This window comes from Amycolatopsis albidoflavus (genome assembly GCF_039525725.1).
GTDB classification, from domain to species: Bacteria; Actinomycetota; Actinomycetes; order Mycobacteriales; family Pseudonocardiaceae; genus Amycolatopsis; species Amycolatopsis albidoflava.
This window is the reverse complement of the sequence record NZ_BAAAHV010000012.1, coordinates 1,058,881-1,074,754: the sequence shown is the minus strand read 5'-3', so window position 1 is coordinate 1,074,754 and position 15,874 is coordinate 1,058,881. Positions and strand designations below refer to the sequence as shown.

The 15,874-nt window shown below is 70.8% G+C and carries 16 protein-coding genes; 12 read left to right on the top strand and 4 right to left on the bottom strand.

Annotated features, from left to right (window positions below):
• Position 1 precedes the first annotated feature (1 nt).
• The 7 genes from ABD156_RS23220 (at position 2) to ABD156_RS23190 (ending at position 7,308) form a co-directional block, all read left to right on the top strand.
• Complete coding sequence (locus ABD156_RS23220; RefSeq protein ID WP_344277307.1) at positions 2 to 1,072, top strand: S-methyl thiohydantoin desulfurase family protein; 1,071 nt, start codon at positions 2 to 4, stop codon at positions 1,070 to 1,072.
• Positions 1,069 to 2,163, top strand: a complete 1,095-nt coding sequence (locus ABD156_RS23215; protein ID WP_344277304.1) for an S-methyl thiohydantoin desulfurase family protein — start codon at positions 1,069 to 1,071, stop codon at positions 2,161 to 2,163. Before ABD156_RS23220 ends, ABD156_RS23215 begins: the two co-directional genes overlap by 4 nt.
• Positions 2,160 to 2,879, top strand: a complete 720-nt coding sequence (locus ABD156_RS23210; RefSeq protein ID WP_344277301.1) for an SDR family oxidoreductase — start codon at positions 2,160 to 2,162, stop codon at positions 2,877 to 2,879. The genes ABD156_RS23215 and ABD156_RS23210 overlap by 4 nt, the downstream gene beginning before the upstream one ends.
• Positions 2,880 to 2,893: 14 nt before the next feature.
• Entirely contained in the window at positions 2,894 to 3,964 is a 1,071-nt protein-coding gene (locus tag ABD156_RS23205; protein WP_344277298.1) for a DUF917 domain-containing protein, read from the top strand.
• A complete protein-coding gene (locus ABD156_RS23200) occupies positions 3,961 to 5,457 on the top strand; it encodes a helix-turn-helix domain-containing protein (RefSeq protein WP_344277295.1) in 1,497 nt (498 codons plus the stop codon). Before ABD156_RS23205 ends, ABD156_RS23200 begins: the two co-directional genes overlap by 4 nt.
• A 58-nt stretch (positions 5,458 to 5,515) precedes the next feature.
• Positions 5,516 to 6,382, top strand: coding sequence for a helix-turn-helix transcriptional regulator (locus ABD156_RS23195; RefSeq protein ID WP_344277292.1), 867 nt, complete (start codon positions 5,516 to 5,518; stop codon positions 6,380 to 6,382).
• 74 nt (positions 6,383 to 6,456) lie between these two features.
• Entirely contained in the window at positions 6,457 to 7,308 is an 852-nt protein-coding gene (locus ABD156_RS23190) for an oxidoreductase (RefSeq protein WP_344277289.1), read from the top strand.
• Positions 7,309 to 7,377: 69 nt separating this feature from the next.
• On the opposite strand, the gene ABD156_RS23185 is transcribed toward ABD156_RS23190, so the two are convergent.
• The gene (locus ABD156_RS23185; RefSeq protein ID WP_344277286.1) at positions 7,378 to 8,607 is read right to left on the bottom strand and encodes an alpha/beta fold hydrolase; all 1,230 of its coding nucleotides are present in this window, start codon (positions 8,605 to 8,607) and stop codon (positions 7,378 to 7,380) included.
• Between the two features lie 433 nt (positions 8,608 to 9,040).
• Entirely contained in the window at positions 9,041 to 9,334 is a 294-nt protein-coding gene (locus ABD156_RS23180; protein WP_344277283.1) for a hypothetical protein, read from the bottom strand.
• 122 nt (positions 9,335 to 9,456) lie between these two features.
• Between ABD156_RS23180 and ABD156_RS23175 the strand changes: the two genes are divergently transcribed.
• Positions 9,457 to 9,645, top strand: coding sequence for a hypothetical protein (locus tag ABD156_RS23175; RefSeq protein ID WP_344277280.1), 189 nt, complete (start codon positions 9,457 to 9,459; stop codon positions 9,643 to 9,645).
• Between the two features lie 529 nt (positions 9,646 to 10,174).
• Here ABD156_RS23175 and ABD156_RS23170 read toward each other — a convergent pair.
• Positions 10,175 to 10,792, bottom strand: coding sequence for an RraA family protein (locus tag ABD156_RS23170; RefSeq protein WP_344277278.1), 618 nt, complete (start codon positions 10,790 to 10,792; stop codon positions 10,175 to 10,177).
• Positions 10,793 to 10,860: 68 nt separating this feature from the next.
• Between ABD156_RS23170 and ABD156_RS23165 the strand changes: the two genes are divergently transcribed.
• Positions 10,861 to 11,361, top strand: a complete 501-nt coding sequence (locus tag ABD156_RS23165) for a methylated-DNA--[protein]-cysteine S-methyltransferase (RefSeq protein WP_344277276.1) — start codon at positions 10,861 to 10,863, stop codon at positions 11,359 to 11,361.
• A gap of 5 nt (positions 11,362 to 11,366) precedes the next feature.
• Here ABD156_RS23165 and ABD156_RS23160 read toward each other — a convergent pair whose 3' ends face one another.
• On the bottom strand, positions 11,367 to 12,161 hold the full coding sequence (locus ABD156_RS23160) for a siderophore-interacting protein (protein WP_344277273.1): 795 nt from the start codon (positions 12,159 to 12,161) through the stop codon (positions 11,367 to 11,369).
• 1,312 nt (positions 12,162 to 13,473) lie between these two features.
• Here ABD156_RS23160 and ABD156_RS23155 point away from each other — a divergent pair.
• The 3 genes from ABD156_RS23155 (at position 13,474) to ABD156_RS23145 (ending at position 15,785) form a co-directional block, all read left to right on the top strand.
• Positions 13,474 to 13,755 (top strand): hypothetical protein, encoded by a 282-nt coding sequence (locus ABD156_RS23155; protein ID WP_344277270.1) that lies wholly within the window; start codon positions 13,474 to 13,476, stop codon positions 13,753 to 13,755.
• Positions 13,756 to 13,849: 94 nt separating this feature from the next.
• Positions 13,850 to 14,224, top strand: coding sequence for a YciI family protein (locus tag ABD156_RS23150; RefSeq protein WP_344277267.1), 375 nt, complete (start codon positions 13,850 to 13,852; stop codon positions 14,222 to 14,224).
• A gap of 127 nt (positions 14,225 to 14,351) precedes the next feature.
• A complete protein-coding gene (locus tag ABD156_RS23145; protein WP_344277264.1) occupies positions 14,352 to 15,785 on the top strand; it encodes a glycoside hydrolase family 76 protein in 1,434 nt (477 codons plus the stop codon).
• The last annotated feature ends 89 nt before the right edge of the window (positions 15,786 to 15,874 follow it).

Below are 15,874 nucleotides of genomic sequence, written 5' to 3'. Positions count from 1 at the left end.
GATGGCTGAGATTACCGAGAAGGACCTGGACGACATCGCGCGCGGCGCGGCGATCCTCGGCACCGGCGGCGGGGGAGACCCGTACATCGGCCGGTTGCTGGCGCATTCCGCCGTGCGCGAGCATGGTTCGGTCCCGCTGGTGTCACTGTCCGAATTGGACGACGACGCGGTGGTGCTGCCGGTCGCGATGATGGGCGCGCCGACCGTGATGGTGGAGAAACTGCCGTCCGCCGAACAGGTCGGGCTCGCCGCCCGGACGCTGGCCACCTATTTGGGCAAGGAACTCACGCACATCGCCTGTGCCGAAGCGGGCGGCGTGAACTCGCTGATCCCGGTCGTCGCGGCCGCGCAGCTGGGCCTGCCGTTGGTGGACGCGGACGGCATGGGCCGGGCGTTCCCGGAACTGCAGATGGTTTTGCCGACCCTGTACGGAATCCGCGCGACTCCGATGTCCATTGCGGACGAGAAGGGCAACCGCGGCGTACTGGACACTGTGGACAATCACTGGGCGGAGCGGCTGGCCCGGTCGGCGACCATCGACATGGGCTGCTCGGCGATGATCAGCAACTACGCGATGTCCGGCGCGCAGGCCCGTGAATCGATGGTGCCCGGCACGCTGACGCTCTGCGCGGAACTCGGCGCGCTCGTGCGAGAGGCGCGCGAGGCGCACGAGAACCCCGTGGATCGCGTCGTGGCGCGGCTGCGCGGCCAGACACTGTTCAGCGGCAAGGTCGTCGACGTCGCCCGCCGCACTGTCACCGGGTTCGCCCGCGGCGAAGCCCGGCTGTCCGGAATGGACGGTGACACCGGGACGGAAATGTTGCTGCGCTTCCAGAACGAGCACCTGGTGGCCGAGGTCGACGGCGAGGTGCGCGCTTCCGTGCCGGACCTCATCTGCACCCTCGACCGCGAGTCCGGCGAGGCCGTCACCACCGAGGGCCTGCGCTACGGCCAGCGGGTGACGGTGATCGCGGCCCCGGCGGATCCGCGCTGGCACACCCCGGAAGGCATCGCGCTGGCCGGTCCGCGGTACTTCGGCTACGACCTCGACCCGATCGGGGTCGCGGGATGAGCTGGATCCTGACCGAAGACCACCTCGAAGACCTCGCTCGCGGAGCAGCGGTCCTCGGCACCGGTGGCGGCGGCGACCCGTACGTCGGACGGCTGCTGGTGCGCGAGGCGATCCGCGAGCACGGACCTGTCACCGTGCTCGACCCGGAAGATCTGGACGATGACGCCCTCGTGATCCCGACCGCGCAGATGGGCGCGCCGACCGTCGTGCATGAGAAGCTCCCGAACGGCGCCGAACCCGAACTTGCCTTGCGGGCGCTGGAAAAGCGCCTCGGCGCGAAGGCCGACGCGACGATGCCGATCGAATGCGGCGGCATCAACTCGATGATCCCGCTGGTCGTCGGCGCGCGGCTCGGCCTTCCGGTGGTGGACGCCGACGGGATGGGCCGGGCGTTCCCGGAACTGCAGATGGAGACGTTCGGCGTGTACGGCGTCCCCGGCTCGCCGATGGGAATCGCCGGGGAACGCGGTGAAACCACGGTGATCGACACCGGTGCGGACAACCGCCGGATGGAATGGCTCGCGCGCGGGATCACCATCCGGCTCGGCGGTGTCGCACACATCGCGGAGTACTCGATGAGCGGCGCGGACGTCAAACGCACGGCCGTGCCACGGACGCTTTCGCTCGCGCTGAGCGTCGGCCGCGCGATTCGCCTTGCGCGAGAAGAGAACGCTGATCCGGTGGCCGCATTGGCGACCGCGCTCAGCGACACGCTGTACCCGCATCTGCGGGTGTTGTTCCGCGGCAAAGTGTCCGATGTGGAACGTCGCACCGAAGAAGGGTTCGCCCGCGGACGCGCCGCCGTCGTGTCCTTCGAGGGCGACCACAAGCTGGAAATCCTTTTCCAGAACGAAAACCTGGTGGCGCTCGTCGACGGCGAAGTGCGCTGCCTGGTCCCTGACCTGATCTGCGTGCTGGAGGCGGAATCCGCCGAGCCGATCACCACCGAAACGCTGCGCTACGGCCAGCGCGTCACCGTGGTCGGAATCTCGACGCCGCCGCTCATGCGGACCCCGGAGGCGCTGGCCACGTTCGGCCCGGCGGCGTTCGGGCTGCCGCACGATTTCGTCCCTGTGGAGGTGGCTTCGTGACTTCGCTCGACGGCCGGGTGGTCGTGGTGCTCGGCGGCGGTTCCGGGATCGGGCTGGAGGTCGCCCGGCGCGCGACGGCGGCGGGCGCGCTGGTCCACCTCGGCGGCCGGACCGGCGACAAGCTGCGCGCGGCCGCCGCGGAACTGGGCCCGACTGCGACCTGGCAGGCCGTGGACACCACCGACCAGGCGTCGCTGGCCGAGTTCTTCGGCGCGCTGGACCGGGTCGACCACCTGTTCACGCCCGCCGCGTCCTACACCGTCGGCCCGATGCGCGACCTCAGCGACGAGGAGGCGGAAAGCCCGTTCGTCACGAAGTTCTGGGGCCAGTACCACGCGGTGAAGCACGCCGCGCCGAAGCTGTCGCCGGATGCTTCGGTGGTGCTGATGTCCGGTGTCGCGAGCGTGCGTCCGCCTGCCGCGGCACCGGCGTACGTGGCGTGCAATGCGGCGATCGAGGGCCTCGGTCGCGGACTCGCGGTGGAGTTGGCACCGGTACGGGTGAATGTCGTGTCGCCGGGCACGATCGACGGGAACCTGTGGGCCGGGCGTCCGGCCGCCGCGCGGGAATCGAGTTTCGCGCAGTACCGCGCGGACACTCTGCTGCACCGCGTCGGCCGGGAGTCCGAAGTGGCCGATGCCGTGCTGTACCTGTTCACCAGCACTTACACCACCGGCTCGACGCTGTATCCGGACGGCGGGTACAGCCTCCGCTGATACGCTGACCAGCCATGCGCATCACCGCCGCGGACGTGCCGGCACTCGAACGCGGCGTCGCGCTGCTCGGGTCCGGCGGGGGCGGGGACACCGTCACCGCGGCGGTGCTGCTGCGGCGGCTGACCGAATCCGGCCGCGAACCCGTCGTGCACGCTGTCGCGGACCTGGCGCCGGACACCCTCGTGGTGCCGACCGGCATCGTCGGCGCGACCGCGGCGTTCGCCGAGAAGCTGCCCAGCGGCGACGAATTCGCCTCGGCGATCGCGGCGATCGAACGCTGGACCGGGCAGCGCGCGCAGGCGCTGATGTCCATCGAGATCGGCGGCCTGAACGGCCTGCTGCCGCTGGTGGCCGCCCAGGACCTGGGTCTGGCCTATGCGGACGCGGACCTTTCCGGGCGCGGGCTGCCGAGACTCGACCAGCTCTCGGTCGCCGCGACCGGCCGCGGCGTCGCTCCGGCGGCGATGGCCGAACCCGGCGGCCGCGTGGTGGTGCTCGCCGCGGCGGCGGCCTCGGTGGTCGAGAGCGGGATCCGCGCGTTCCTGGCCAGCTCAGGCGGCTGGGCGGCGATCGCGCTCGCCCCGATCCCCGCCGGTGAACTGGCCGGACACGCCGTCGTCGGCACGACGAGCGAAGCCCTCGCCCTCGGTGCCCGCGTGCTCGCGGCAGGGGAGAGCCCGGACCTCGCCGCGCTGGAAACCGCCCTCGACGGCCGGGTTCTCGCCCGCGGCCGGGTGCTGGAGGTGTCGCGGCACATCGGCCCCGGGCAGCACGGACACCCCGGATTCGGCCGCGGCTCGGCGACGCTGACCGATCATCGCGACGGCGCGTTGCTGCGGCTGGAGATGGAGAACGAATACCTGCTGGCGTTGCGGGACGGGCTGCCGGTGGCGTCCACTCCGGACATTCTGTCGGTGCTCGACCGCCGAACCGGCATCCCGCTGCAGTGCGACGCGATCCGCGCCGGCGTGGAGGTGGACGTCGTGTGTCTCGCCGCTTCCCCGTTCTGGACCGATCCGCGACGCCGCCCGCTGCTGGAACCGCGCGCGTACGGAATCGACTGCGATCCGGTGGCAGCCCGGTGATTATCCGTCAGCTGCTCGCTCTGCCCTCGTGGGCCGGTCCGGTCCGGGTCTGCTCCGGCGAGTCCGGTTTGGATCGTCCACTGCGGACGGTCAAAGCCGCCCTGGACGCGTCCGGCATCCCCGCTTCCGGCGAACTGGTGGTGGTAGTCCGTCCGCTCGGTTCCGACTGGCAGATCGACGCCCTCCTGCGCCGGTGCGCGGATGCCGGAGCCGCCGGAGTCCTGCTCCCCGGAGCCGAACCGCTTGCCGCGTCACGACTTCTGGCCGAACGGTTGTCGGTGCCACTGCTGGTGACTTCAGCCGATCCGCTCGATCTGCTCGTGGACGCCCGCCTCGCGCTGGCCGCTCCCGACATCGACCGCGCGGACGCCGTGCTGGCCGCGCACCGGGCGCTCGGCGAGCGATTGCGTCCGCCCGAGGAGATCGTGACCGTGCTGCGGCGGCTGCTGGACGCTCCCGTCGCCGTCCTCGACGACCGTGGCGATGTGCTGGCCGGTGAACTCGCCGACGCCGCCCGCGTGCGAGTGCACGAGCCGGTCCCGCAACGCATCGCCCTCGCGGACGGCGTCCTGCTCGCCCATCCCGCCGTGCTGCCGCAGCCGTCGGTGTGGCTGGCCGCCGAACTGCCCGGAGCCAAGTCCCCGCGCGCGGACGTCGTCGCCGCGACGCTGGCCGTCGCCGCCGGCGCCGTGCAGCGCTGGCTGCTGGCCCACCGCCTGGAACTGGAACGCGACGCCCGTTCCCGGTCCGCGCTGCTGGGCGATTTGCTGCGCCAAGACACCGAACCCGGCTCCGACCTGCGTCGCCGCGCTGCCGACGCGGGCTGGCGACTCGGCGGCTGGCACGTCGGCCTGCGCATCGGTGTGCCTGCGGACGTCGACACCGTCTCCCGGACGCAGGAAGTCGTGCGCGCACTCCGGGCCGAATCGATCGACGCGGTCACCGTCGAACACGGCGAGGGCTGGACCGGCTGGGTCACCTTCGAACAGGAACCGACTGCGGAACGGGTGCGTGCGCTGTCCGCGCGGCTGCGCGCCGTGCACCGCAGCCTGCGCCGGACGCTCGACGCACACCTGGGCGTCGGCCGCCCGCACGCCGACGGTCTCACCGCGACAGTCGCCGAAGCCACCGACGCCGCCCGCCTCGCTGCGGCGCGTCCGGAGACCGGGCATTTCCTGCACGTGGACCAGCTCGGGATGGCCCAGCTGCTGTTGGAGTGGACGCGGACGGACACCTTCGAGCCTGCTGCGCGCGCGTTGCTTGCTCCGTTGGTTTTGGTGCCTGGGGATCTGATCCGGACCCTCGCGGCTTATCTCGACGCGGAGTCTTCGCTTGCCGAGACGGCGACTGTACTGGGGATTCACCGGAATACGGTTGCTGCGCGGATCGGCCGGATCGAGCAGTTGCTGCATGTTGACCTGTCGCGTCCGGATGAGCGGCTGGCTTTGCATTTGGCAGCCCGCGCGGTCATCCTCGCCCGGTCCGCTGAGTAGTACTGGCAGGACCAGCTACGCCCTTGGTGATCAACCGCCCGGAAGGCAGACTCGAAGCATGGGCAAGAACGACTTGGGCGATTTCCTCCGCGCCCGCCGCGCCGGGCTGACGCCGGACGACCTCGGGCTTCCGGCCGAGTCCGGCGCCGGACGGCGGGTCGCCGGGCTGCGGCGCGGCGAGGTCGCGCAGCTGGCCGGGGTGAGCACCGAGTACTACACCCGGCTGGAACAAGGCCGTGCCCGGCAGCCGTCCGAGCAGGTGCTGCGCGCCCTCTGCGACGCGCTGCGGTTCGACGACATCGAGCGGCGGCATCTGTTCGCTCTCGCGGGAGCCACGGCCGAGCGGCTGGACCGGGCCGAGCATTCGTCCCGGTTGCGTCCGGCGCTGCGGCAGGTGCTGGACTCGATGGAACTGGCGTCGGCGTTCGTCAGCGACCGGAATCTGACGGTCGTCGGCGGGAATGCGTTGTGGGCCTTGCTGTTTCCCGACGTGGCCGAGCTGCCGCGGCGGGAACGCAGCATGGCGCGCTGGACGCTGCTGGATCCGCGGGCCCGCCTGGTGTGGCGGGACTGGGAACGCGTCGCCCGCGACTACGTGCACGGGTTGCGGCTGGCCGCCGCGGCGCAACCGCGGAATCAGCACATCGCCAATCTCATCGGCGAACTCATGATGCGCTCGCCCGAGTTCCCGGCGTGGTGGTCGGAACACCGTGTCCGGGAACGCAGCACCGGTCTCAAACGCCTGCGCCACCCGGTCGCCGGCGACCTGGAACTGCAGTACGAGATCTTCACCGCGGTCGCCGATCCGGGCCAATCGATGGTCGTCTACAGCGCCCCGGCTGGTTCGCCTTCGCAAGAACGCCTGCGGCTGCTGGCCAGCTGGGGCCGCGAACCCGCGCCTGCCCGGGATTCCGCCGAGTCCTGACCTTCGCTCCTACACCAGGCCCCGCCGCACCTGCGGGGTCTATGCAGTCATGCCCCACGAAAGGACACTTCGCAATGAGCAAGACAATCCTGATCACCGGCGTCAGCACCGGCCTCGGACGCGCCGTTGCCCGACGCGCCCTCGCGGCTGGGCACCGCGTCGCGGGCACCGTGCGTACCGAACAGCACGCGGCCGATTTCCGGGCGCTGGACCCGGAACGCGCCCGGGCTTTCGTCCTCGACCTCACCGAGGCGGACCGGATCGAGCCCACCGTGCGGGAGGCCGAAGCGGAACTGGGCCCGATCGACGTCCTCGTGGCCAACGCCGGATACGGACTCGAAGGCACCTTCGAGGAATCGTCGATGGCCGAGCTGCGCCGCCAGTTCGAGGTCAACGTCTTCGGCACGGTCGCGACCATCAAGGCGGTCCTGCCCGGCATGCGCGAACGGCGCGACGGCCAGATCTTCGTCATCACCTCGATGGGCGGGCACACCACGTTCCCCGGCCTCGCGTTCTACGAAGGCAGCAAGCACGCCCTCGAAGGCATTACCGACACCCTCGCCCAGGAAGTCACCCAGTTCGGTGTGCGGGTCACCGCAGTGGCTCCCGGCGCGTTCAAGACCGACTGGGCCGGCCGCTCGCTGGTCCGAGCCCCGCGCGGCATCGCCGACTACGACGCCCTGTTCGACCCGATCCGGACCCGCCGCCAAGCGCTCGCCGGACAGGGCATCGGCGATCCCGACCGCGCGGGCGACGCCATCCTCAGCCTGCTGGACGAGGAAAACCCGCCCGTGCACCTGCTGCTCGGCTCGGACGCACTGCGCCTGGTCACCGCCGGACGCCAGCGCGTCCAGGACGACTTCGACGCCTGGCAGGACCTCACCTTGTCCACCGACTCCGTCGACGGCGGCGTAACCGTCGCCTGACCCCGCTGCGCCGTCCGTGAGGGGAACCCTGAGGGACTCAGAGTCCCTCAGGGTTCCCCTCACGGCAGGTCAGACGCGTCCGCGAACGAGGTCGATCAACCGCCCGAGCACGTGATCGCCTCCCGCGCGCACGCCGTTGTGCTCGTACTCGTTGGTGATCCAGGGCCGCAACGTCGGGATAAGCCGCGCGGTTTCCTCGGAGAACACCCGCTCGACGTACATGTCGTTGGCGTAGATCGCGGCCGCCGCCGGAACCGTGCACTCGCGCAGCACGTCGGCGTCGTACAGCCGCGGCCATTCGTGCGCGGCAAGCAGTTCCGCGGTCTCCTTCATCGGCCGGAGGCTGTGGAGGTCGTCGAAGAGCGAGGGGAACACGTGCTCGCCGGTGAACAGCGTCCGGTCGGTGCGGAACTCGTCCGGCAGCACGCGCTCGGCGGACCAGCGGGTGGCGAACCCGTCGGAGTAGGACGACTCGTGGATCACGGAGTACAGCGGATTGCGCGCGCTGAAGGGCAGCGAGCCGGCGACGTCGTGCGCGAAAGCCGGGGACTTCGGGTCGCGCTCGATCAGGTAGTGCAGCGCTTCCTCGCCGCCGCTGGCGCCGAGGACGTAACCGAGCTGCTGGAACAACCGCGCGGTGAGCGGACTGCCGTCGGGCAGGGTCACCGCACCGTCGTCGAGCAACGGCAGCAGCGCCTCTACGCGGGCGCGGTCGCCGGGGTAGCGGAGGTAGTACCGCCGGTTGCGCTCGAGCAAGTTGGCGAATGTCGCCCGGTAAACGTCGTCCGGATGCCGCGCGATCGGCGGCAGCCCGCCGGTGAAGAAGGCCTCGGCCAAGCCTTCGGGATACCGGGAAAGGTAAGCGAGGGTGCAAAACCCGCCGAACGACTGCCCGAGCACGCTCCACTTCTCGACGCCCAGCTGCCGCCGCACGAACTCCGCGTCGCGCACGATCGCGTCGGCACGGAAGTGCGTGAGGTACTCGGCCTGCTCGGCCGGCGTGCCGGTGAGCGTGCCGACCGGCGTGGACCGTCCGGTGCCGCGCTGGTCGAGCATGAGAACCCGGTACTCTCGCAACGCCCGCGGCAACCAGCTGGGCGTCCCGCGCGACGGCCGCGGCGCTTCGTGCCCGGGACCGCCTTGGAGATAAACGAGAAACGGCCGGTCGAGCCCGTCGGGATCAGCGACCTCCCGGGCGAAGACGGTGATCTTCGCGCCTTCCGGGCGGGAATGGTCGAGGGGGACGGAGAACTCGTGCTCGGTGAGCACCAGGCCGGGAACGCGCACGGTGGTTGCCATACGGGCGATTCAACCAGAACGGGCGCGGGGGAGGCCACGGGAATTGGCGGCTCAGGTCCATTGTGGACAGTGTCGGGCCGGATTCGCGGCGTTCCGCGGCGGTGTTTACGGGAACTCACGGCTTCGCCAGATCCCGCGGCGGCCCAGCCAGCGAGCGTCGAGGTCGAGCGTCGGCGCGGCTTTCCGCCGGGTCGCTTGACGGGTGCGGCGAGGCTTCCTGCTGGGTCGCTTGACGGGTGCAGAGTGGTTTTCGGCGTTGCCGGGGAGCCCAGCAGCGGCGGTTCCCGGGGCGGCCGAGGTCGTCAGCGGCGAGAACCAGCACGGGCACGGCAACGTTCGCGACGGCCCGCTCGGCTCGGTGTCTCGCCTCGGCTCGCCCGGGCAGCCGTCGATCCCGCCCGGCCCCCGGGCGGAATTCCCCGCCGAGCGGGAGCTATTCCTTCCCCATCGCCCGCCGGATCTCGGCCAGCTTGTCCTTCGCCGCCTCCTTGCGGTCGGCGATCTTCTTGTCCAGCGACTGCAGGTCCTCCGGCCCGCCGATTCCGGCGATCTCCTGCGCGCCGACCGACGTCGTGTACCGCTTCTCGATCCGGTCCCGCACGAAGTCGAACGACGGGGCGCCGTTGTCGCTGTAGTCGGGTTCGGGCAGGGCAGCGGGCGGCGGGCCGGGGGTCTCCACGATCTCCGCGTCGAGCGGCTGCTGCTCGCCGGGCTTGTCCGCGCTCATCGTCTCGCCTCTTCTCGGTTCGTCGGCTCCGCCTTCGACCCTAGCCGACCTCGGCGGGGACGCGCGGATGTTTCGCCGCCGCCGGTCTGCGGTAGCCCATCGGGGAGTGAAAGGAGTCCGCGATGCTTCGCCCCCGCTCGACCGCGCCGCCCGCCCCGCCCGAGCCCGTCCCGCCCGGCCCGGTGGAGCCGGACCCGGTGACGCCGGGACCGGACCGTCCGCTGCCCGACCCCGACCCCCTCCCGCCCGACTCGGAACCCGGCCCCGAACTGGCGACAACGAGTCCTTTGTGGACAGTCCGGCCGGAATAGACCGGACGGAAGGCTCGGCAGCCGAGACCCTCGGCTCCTGAAGGGGTCCCCGCCGGGCGAGACGGACGGCGCGGGTCCGCCCGGTTGCCAAGGCGCGTGGTGACGCCGGTCGGTTCGCCTGCCTAGAGGCCCGCTGACCCCGGTCCGCCCGCCTGCCTAGAAGTGCGGGGACGCCGGTCCGCCCGCCATGACGTCTGCTGACGCCGGTCCGCCTGCCTGCCTAGACGTTCGGGACGCCGGTCCGCCCGCCAAGTCGCCCGCTGACGCCGGTCCGCCCGCCACGGCGTCTGCTGACGCCGGTCCGCCTGCCTGCCTAGACGTTCGGGACGCCGGTCCGCCCGCCTGCCAGATGCCCACTGACCCCGGTCCGCCCGCCAAGATGCCCGGTGACGCCGGTCGGTCCGCCCGCCAAGGCGCCAGCTGCTCTCTCCGACCCGGACCAGGTCAATCGCCACCCTCACCGGCGATTGTTTCGCGCAGGCCCGCCGAGGCCCGAGCACTCCGGACGTCCCGCCCCGCGACGGTCGCTTCAGCCGCGAAACCCGCCGGCCTCCAGAGCCGCGTCCACCTTCGCCCGGTGCGCCTCCGCCCATTCGTCGAGCGTCTGCGCCTCCTCCTTGGCCAGCTTTGCCCGCGCGTCCCCCAGCACCTGCGCCGCGTCAGGTCCGGGCACCACGACCACGCCTTCTTCGTCCGCCACGACGATGTCCCCGGCGTGCACTGTCACCCCGCCGCACCTCGCGGGCTCGCCCAGCGGCGTCACCGCGGCCTTCGTGCCGGGAATCGGGATCACGCCGCGCGCGAACACTGGAAAACGCGCCTCGCGAACCTCCGAAAGGTCGCGGATCACGCCGTCCAGCACGAAGCCCGCGATGCCGCGTCGCTGAGCAGTCGCGCAGACGTTGCCGCCGGCCAGCGCGTAGTTGACGTCGCCGGACTCCGCGACGATCACCGCTCCGGCGGGCGCGCGGTGGATGGCCGCGTGCAGCATCAGGTTGTCGCCCGGCGGGCAGCGCACCGGGTACGCGGGCCCGGCGATCCGCGGCACCGGCCCCCACAAGGGGCGCACGCCGTAGTCGAGGACCTGGCCGCGGCCGAGCAGGTCGGCGAGCGTCGTGGTCGGAATGTCGGCGAAACCGTTGTCCATGGACGGCGATGCTCTCACGCGCGACCCGGCCGGATACCGTTCCGTGGCACCGATCACGGAGGGAGAAGATGACCTTCCGGCACACCGTCGCCGCGTCCCCGGTCGGCGACCTCACCCTGGTCGCCGACGGCAGCGCGCTGGTCGCCGTCTACTTCGACGGCCACAGCCGGACCCCGCGCTTCCCCGACTTCGGCCCGCGCGCCGACGACGGTTTCGCCGCTGTGACCCAACAGCTCGACGAATACTTCGCCGGCCAGCGGCAGACTTTCGACCTCGAATTCGATCTGCGCGGATCCGACTTCGAACGCCGCGTGTGGCAGCTGCTGACCCGCATCCCCTACGGCGAGACCCGCACGTACCGCGACCTGGCCGTCGAACTGGGCGAACCCGGCGCGGCGCAGGCGGTCGGCAACGCGAACGGCTGGAATCCGCTGAGCATCGTCGTGCCGTGTCACCGAGTGGTCGGCAGCAGCGGCGGCCTTACCGGTTACGCGGGCGGCGTCGACCGGAAACGGTTCCTGCTGCAGTTGGAGGAGCCGCCCGCCGACGACGCCGGACGGCTGTTCTGACGGCGTCACCCCAGTGCGGCGCGGCCGTGTTTCCAGTACCCCTGGAACGCGATCGCCTGCTTCGGCACCCCGCGCTCCCGCGTGAGAAACCGCCGCGTGCCGGTGGCCAGCCCGCTTTCGCCGGCGACCCACGTGTAGCCCGGCGGATCGGACAGATCGAGCTGGGCGAGGACGTCGAGCGCGAGCCGGCCGGGCAGCCGGTCGTCCTCGCGAACGAGCCATTGGACGTCGGCGCCGAGCGGCACGTCGACCGCGTGGATGTCGTCCCGCGCACCGACCTCCAGCAATACCGTGGCCCGCAGATCCGGCGACGACTCCAGGATCGCCAGCGCCGCCGGAATCGCGCTCTCGTCGGCGAGAAGAAGCTGCCGCACGCCTTCCGGCGGCAGATAAGTGATTCCCTCGTCGAGAATCCCGACCTCGTCGCCCGGCCGCGCGTTCTCCGCGAACCTCGACGCCGGGCCGCCGTCGCCGTGCACCGCGAACTCGATGTCCACTTCGCCGGGCCGCGTCGCGCGGATCGTGTAGTTCCGCACCCACGGCCTGGACGCGCTGCTCATGAGCATGTGCTGCGCGAGCCAGCGATTGCTCGAAGCGGTGGGGAGGCGCAGCTCGCGCTGACCCTCGCGCGGGAAGAACAGCCGGCACCATTGGTCGAATCCGAGCGGTGCGAAGTCCTCGAGGTCCTCCCCGCCGACGGTGAGGGTCACGAAATGGGTGGACGTCCGCTCGGCGCGCAGCACGGAGGCCCGGAGCGGCCGTCTGGTGTCGGGCGTGCGGCGCTGGGGGAGGGTCGGCATGGTGGTCCCGATTCAGTTAGGTAAGGCTTGCCTTCTAAACAGTAGTCGCAGTCTCGAGGGAACGGCAAGGATGTGCGAACTCGCCGCGAATGCACCTGTCCGTGTGCCTCGTCTCCGGCGGGTACCTCCATCCGGGCCGGTTTGCCGAGCGTTGCTTACGCTCGATGATCACTCTCCGTGTCACTCGTGTGGGTGACGGTTGACCGCTCAATAAACCGACTCGCCGTGACACTCTGTGTATCACTGCCGGGTGTCTGTCTCTGGCGAACTCGAGTTTCTCCACCCGGCGAATGTGCGGATGAACGTGCATATTCCCGTGTCAGCGCCGGTTCTTCGCAGTTCGCGGATGTGTCAAGAGGTCTGGACAAGCCGGCGCGGGAGTGTCCGCCGGGTGTCGAATCGGTGACAGCGAAGAGTAGCGAAAACCGTCACTCGAACCGTTGGGCGACGCTGAGGGACCGTTCACCGCGACACTGCCAGTAGAACTGGTCGGTGACGCACCGTCTTCGCCAGGATGAGCCCATCCGGGGCCCGCACCGCACGAACGGCCGGGGTCCGGAGAGCCGTCGGAACCGGTCCGCCGGCCGGAAGGGAAAGGGATGACGACCTCATGACGGTGGTTCCCTGCCTCGCCGACCAGCCGCTCCGGACCGGGCAGCCGCGCCAGACCGGCGAGCCGCCCGAACCGGAAGAAGAAGCGGTGCTGGTCCGGGCGCCCCAGCCGCAGCGGCTGGATCGCGAGCGCGAACCGGAGCCAGGTTCGCGACCGCGCGGCGCGGCGAAGCCGGAGCGGTTGACGCGGCCTGCCGACGTGGTCAAGCCGGGCGATGCGGAGAAGACGGACGCAACTGTTGAGGCTGCGCCGGAAGCAGCCTCAAGCAACGCGGCCACGCCCTCGTCGGCGGAGGCGAACTCAGCCGCCCCCGCCTGGTCCGGGAATAGGGCCGCAACTGACGCGGCCGGAAGTGCTGCGGCGAAAGCCAACACAACCGAGTCGGCCCGGTCATGCGATGCAGTCGAGGGTGCCAACGCAGCAGGTTCTGCCGGTCGAGCCGATGGGGTCGCCGCCAACACAGCGGCAATCGAGCCAGCCTGGTCAGGCGATGCAGCCTCGATCGCCGCCGCGAGCACCAACGCAGCAGGTTCCGCCGATCAAACCGACACCACCGCCGCCAACACAGCCGACCCACCCGAACCAGCCAGCCCCTCCGACCCCCTCCACCCCGATCCCGAGCACCCCAGCCGGGTTCGCGTAGTGGTCGACTGGGATCCCTTCTCCCGTCCGCCCCGCCGGGTCGCTACCCGGGACGAGATGGTCGACTCCGCGCATCGGGTCCTCGCCCGTCGCGAGCACGGCCGCCACCGCAAGCCCGACACTCGCGACCCCTGGACCTCCCGGGCCGCGGATTTCGTCGTCGCCTGGGCGTCCGCGCTCCGGATGGCGTTGCTCCTCCTCGCCGGGACCGCGTTCCTCACCGGGCTCGTGCTGATGGACAGCCCGATCGCGGGCGTCGCGATCACGTCGGTGACCGTCGCCGCGGGTGTCGCGGGCTGGGTCGCCCGGCCGCGAAGGTCACCGTCGCATCGCTGCTGAAAGAAAACTCGGCGAGTTGTCGATGTCGCGCTAGCCCGTTCGACGAGGATGTGCCGGCTGGACGAAACCAGCCACAGACCCCGAGGAGCGGGCAATGCGTTTCCTGATGATGCACCGGCTTGACGAGAGCGCCCCCGAGGCCTGGAACCCGAGCCCCGAGTTCATGGCGAAGATGGGCGCCTTCATCCAGGACTGGACCGAGCGCGGCATCCTGATCACCGCCGAGGGCGTGCACCCGTCGGAGAAGGGCGCGATCGTCCGCAAACCGCGCGGCGCGACCCCGGCCGCGACGGACGGGCCGTTCACCGAGACCAAGGAGGTCATCGGCGGGTTCGCCCTGGTCAACGCCGCGGACCGGGCCCAGGCGGTGGAGTACGCGCGGCAGTACGCGGATCTGTTCGACGAGATCGAGGTCGAGGTCCGCCAGGTCGTCGAGTTCGAAGACCTCGAAGGCATGGGCGCGCAGTAGCCCGGCGCGCAAGGCATCCGGCCTATTCGCGCGCCAAGTCTTTGTCATTCGTTGACCCGCACCGCGCCTCGCGGGGATCTTCGTTCTGGGGACAGGGCGGGGATCCGAGGAGGCAGCGGTGCGGGTCATGCTCACAGCGGTCTTGACAACGATGTCGGCGCTGGCGCCGGTCCAGGCGAAAACACCGGCGCCACAGCCGGCGGCGAATATCGTGGTGTGCAACAAATACTGCGACGACCGCGCCGCCGACCAGGCGTCCAGCGATCGCATCGCGGTCACCGCGCCGCTCGACGACCGCGTCCTCCAGCTGCACTTCGCCGACGGCGACCCGATGGGCTGGGCGGTCGTCGACCACTCGCGCCCGGGCGACCAGGTGTGGCTCGACCGCTCCTTCGACGGCGGCGCGACCTGGGACGGCGGCGCACAGCTGGGCCTGACCACCGCGCCGTCCGGCGTCGGCGGCTGGCGCACCCAGATGTACAACAACGACGACTGGAACAATCGCGGCGTCGGGGCCCTGCGCGCGTGCGGCAGCGCGGTCGACACCGGCCGGATCGCTTGCACGCCTTGGGCTCGCACCCGCTGGAACGCGGGGAACCGTTCGCAAGCGGCGGCGACCGCGTTGATGGCGCTCTACGACAACAGCACCGGCTACTTCCGCAACGGCGGCGGCTGGGGGAGTGCGGTGTCGCTGGCCGCGGTGATCCGCAACGCGTCGGTCAGCCGGATGGCCAGCTACGACTACGCGATGGCCACGACGTACGACAAGAACGTCAACGCGGGCCGCGGCCAGTTCCGCAACGAGTTCTCCGACGACACCGGCTGGTGGGCGATGGCGTGGCTCGACGCCTACGACCGCACCGGCCAGCAGCGCTACCTCGCCACCGCCAAAGCCGATGCCGACCACATGCAGACCTTCTGGACCGGCGACTGCGGCGGCGGCCTCCGGTGGAAAGAAGGCCTGACCTACAAGGCATCCATCTCCAACAGCCTCTACATCCAGGTCAACGCCACCATCGCCGACCGCACCGGCGACGCGACTTACCGGACGCGGGCGCAGCAGGGCTGGGATTGGTTCCGCGGCAAGGGACTCATCGGCTCCGACGGCCTGGTGGTAGACGGCATCGACGGCGCCAGCTGCGCCGCGGTCGGCCAGCGCTACACCTACAACCAGGGAGTATTCGTCTCCGGCCTCACCGCGCTGTCCAAGGTGACCGGCGACCAGGGCCTGATCGGCACCGCCCGTTCGGTCGCCGACTCGACGACGCGCACCGGGTCGTTCTTCACTGGCTCCGACGGCATCGTCCACGACCCCGGCGAGGGCAGCAGCTGCGGCGACGACGGGTCGTACTTCAAAGCCGGACTCGTCCGCGGTCTGTCCGAACTGGACGCCGCGACGCCCGACGCGCCGTACCGGGATTTCCTGGCCAGGCAAGCGGATTCCGCCTACGCCCGCTCGCGAAACGACTTCGACCAGTACTCGCGCTCGTGGTCCTCCACCGCGGAGAAAGGCCCGGGCTGCCAGGCCGCGGCGCTCGCGCTGATGAACGCGACGTACTAGCCCGTTAGTGATCGACAGCACACCCGTCTCCGCAAGGCCCATCCGGGTACGGTTGACGGTGCCACGGAATCCTGCGTGGTTCATGCGGA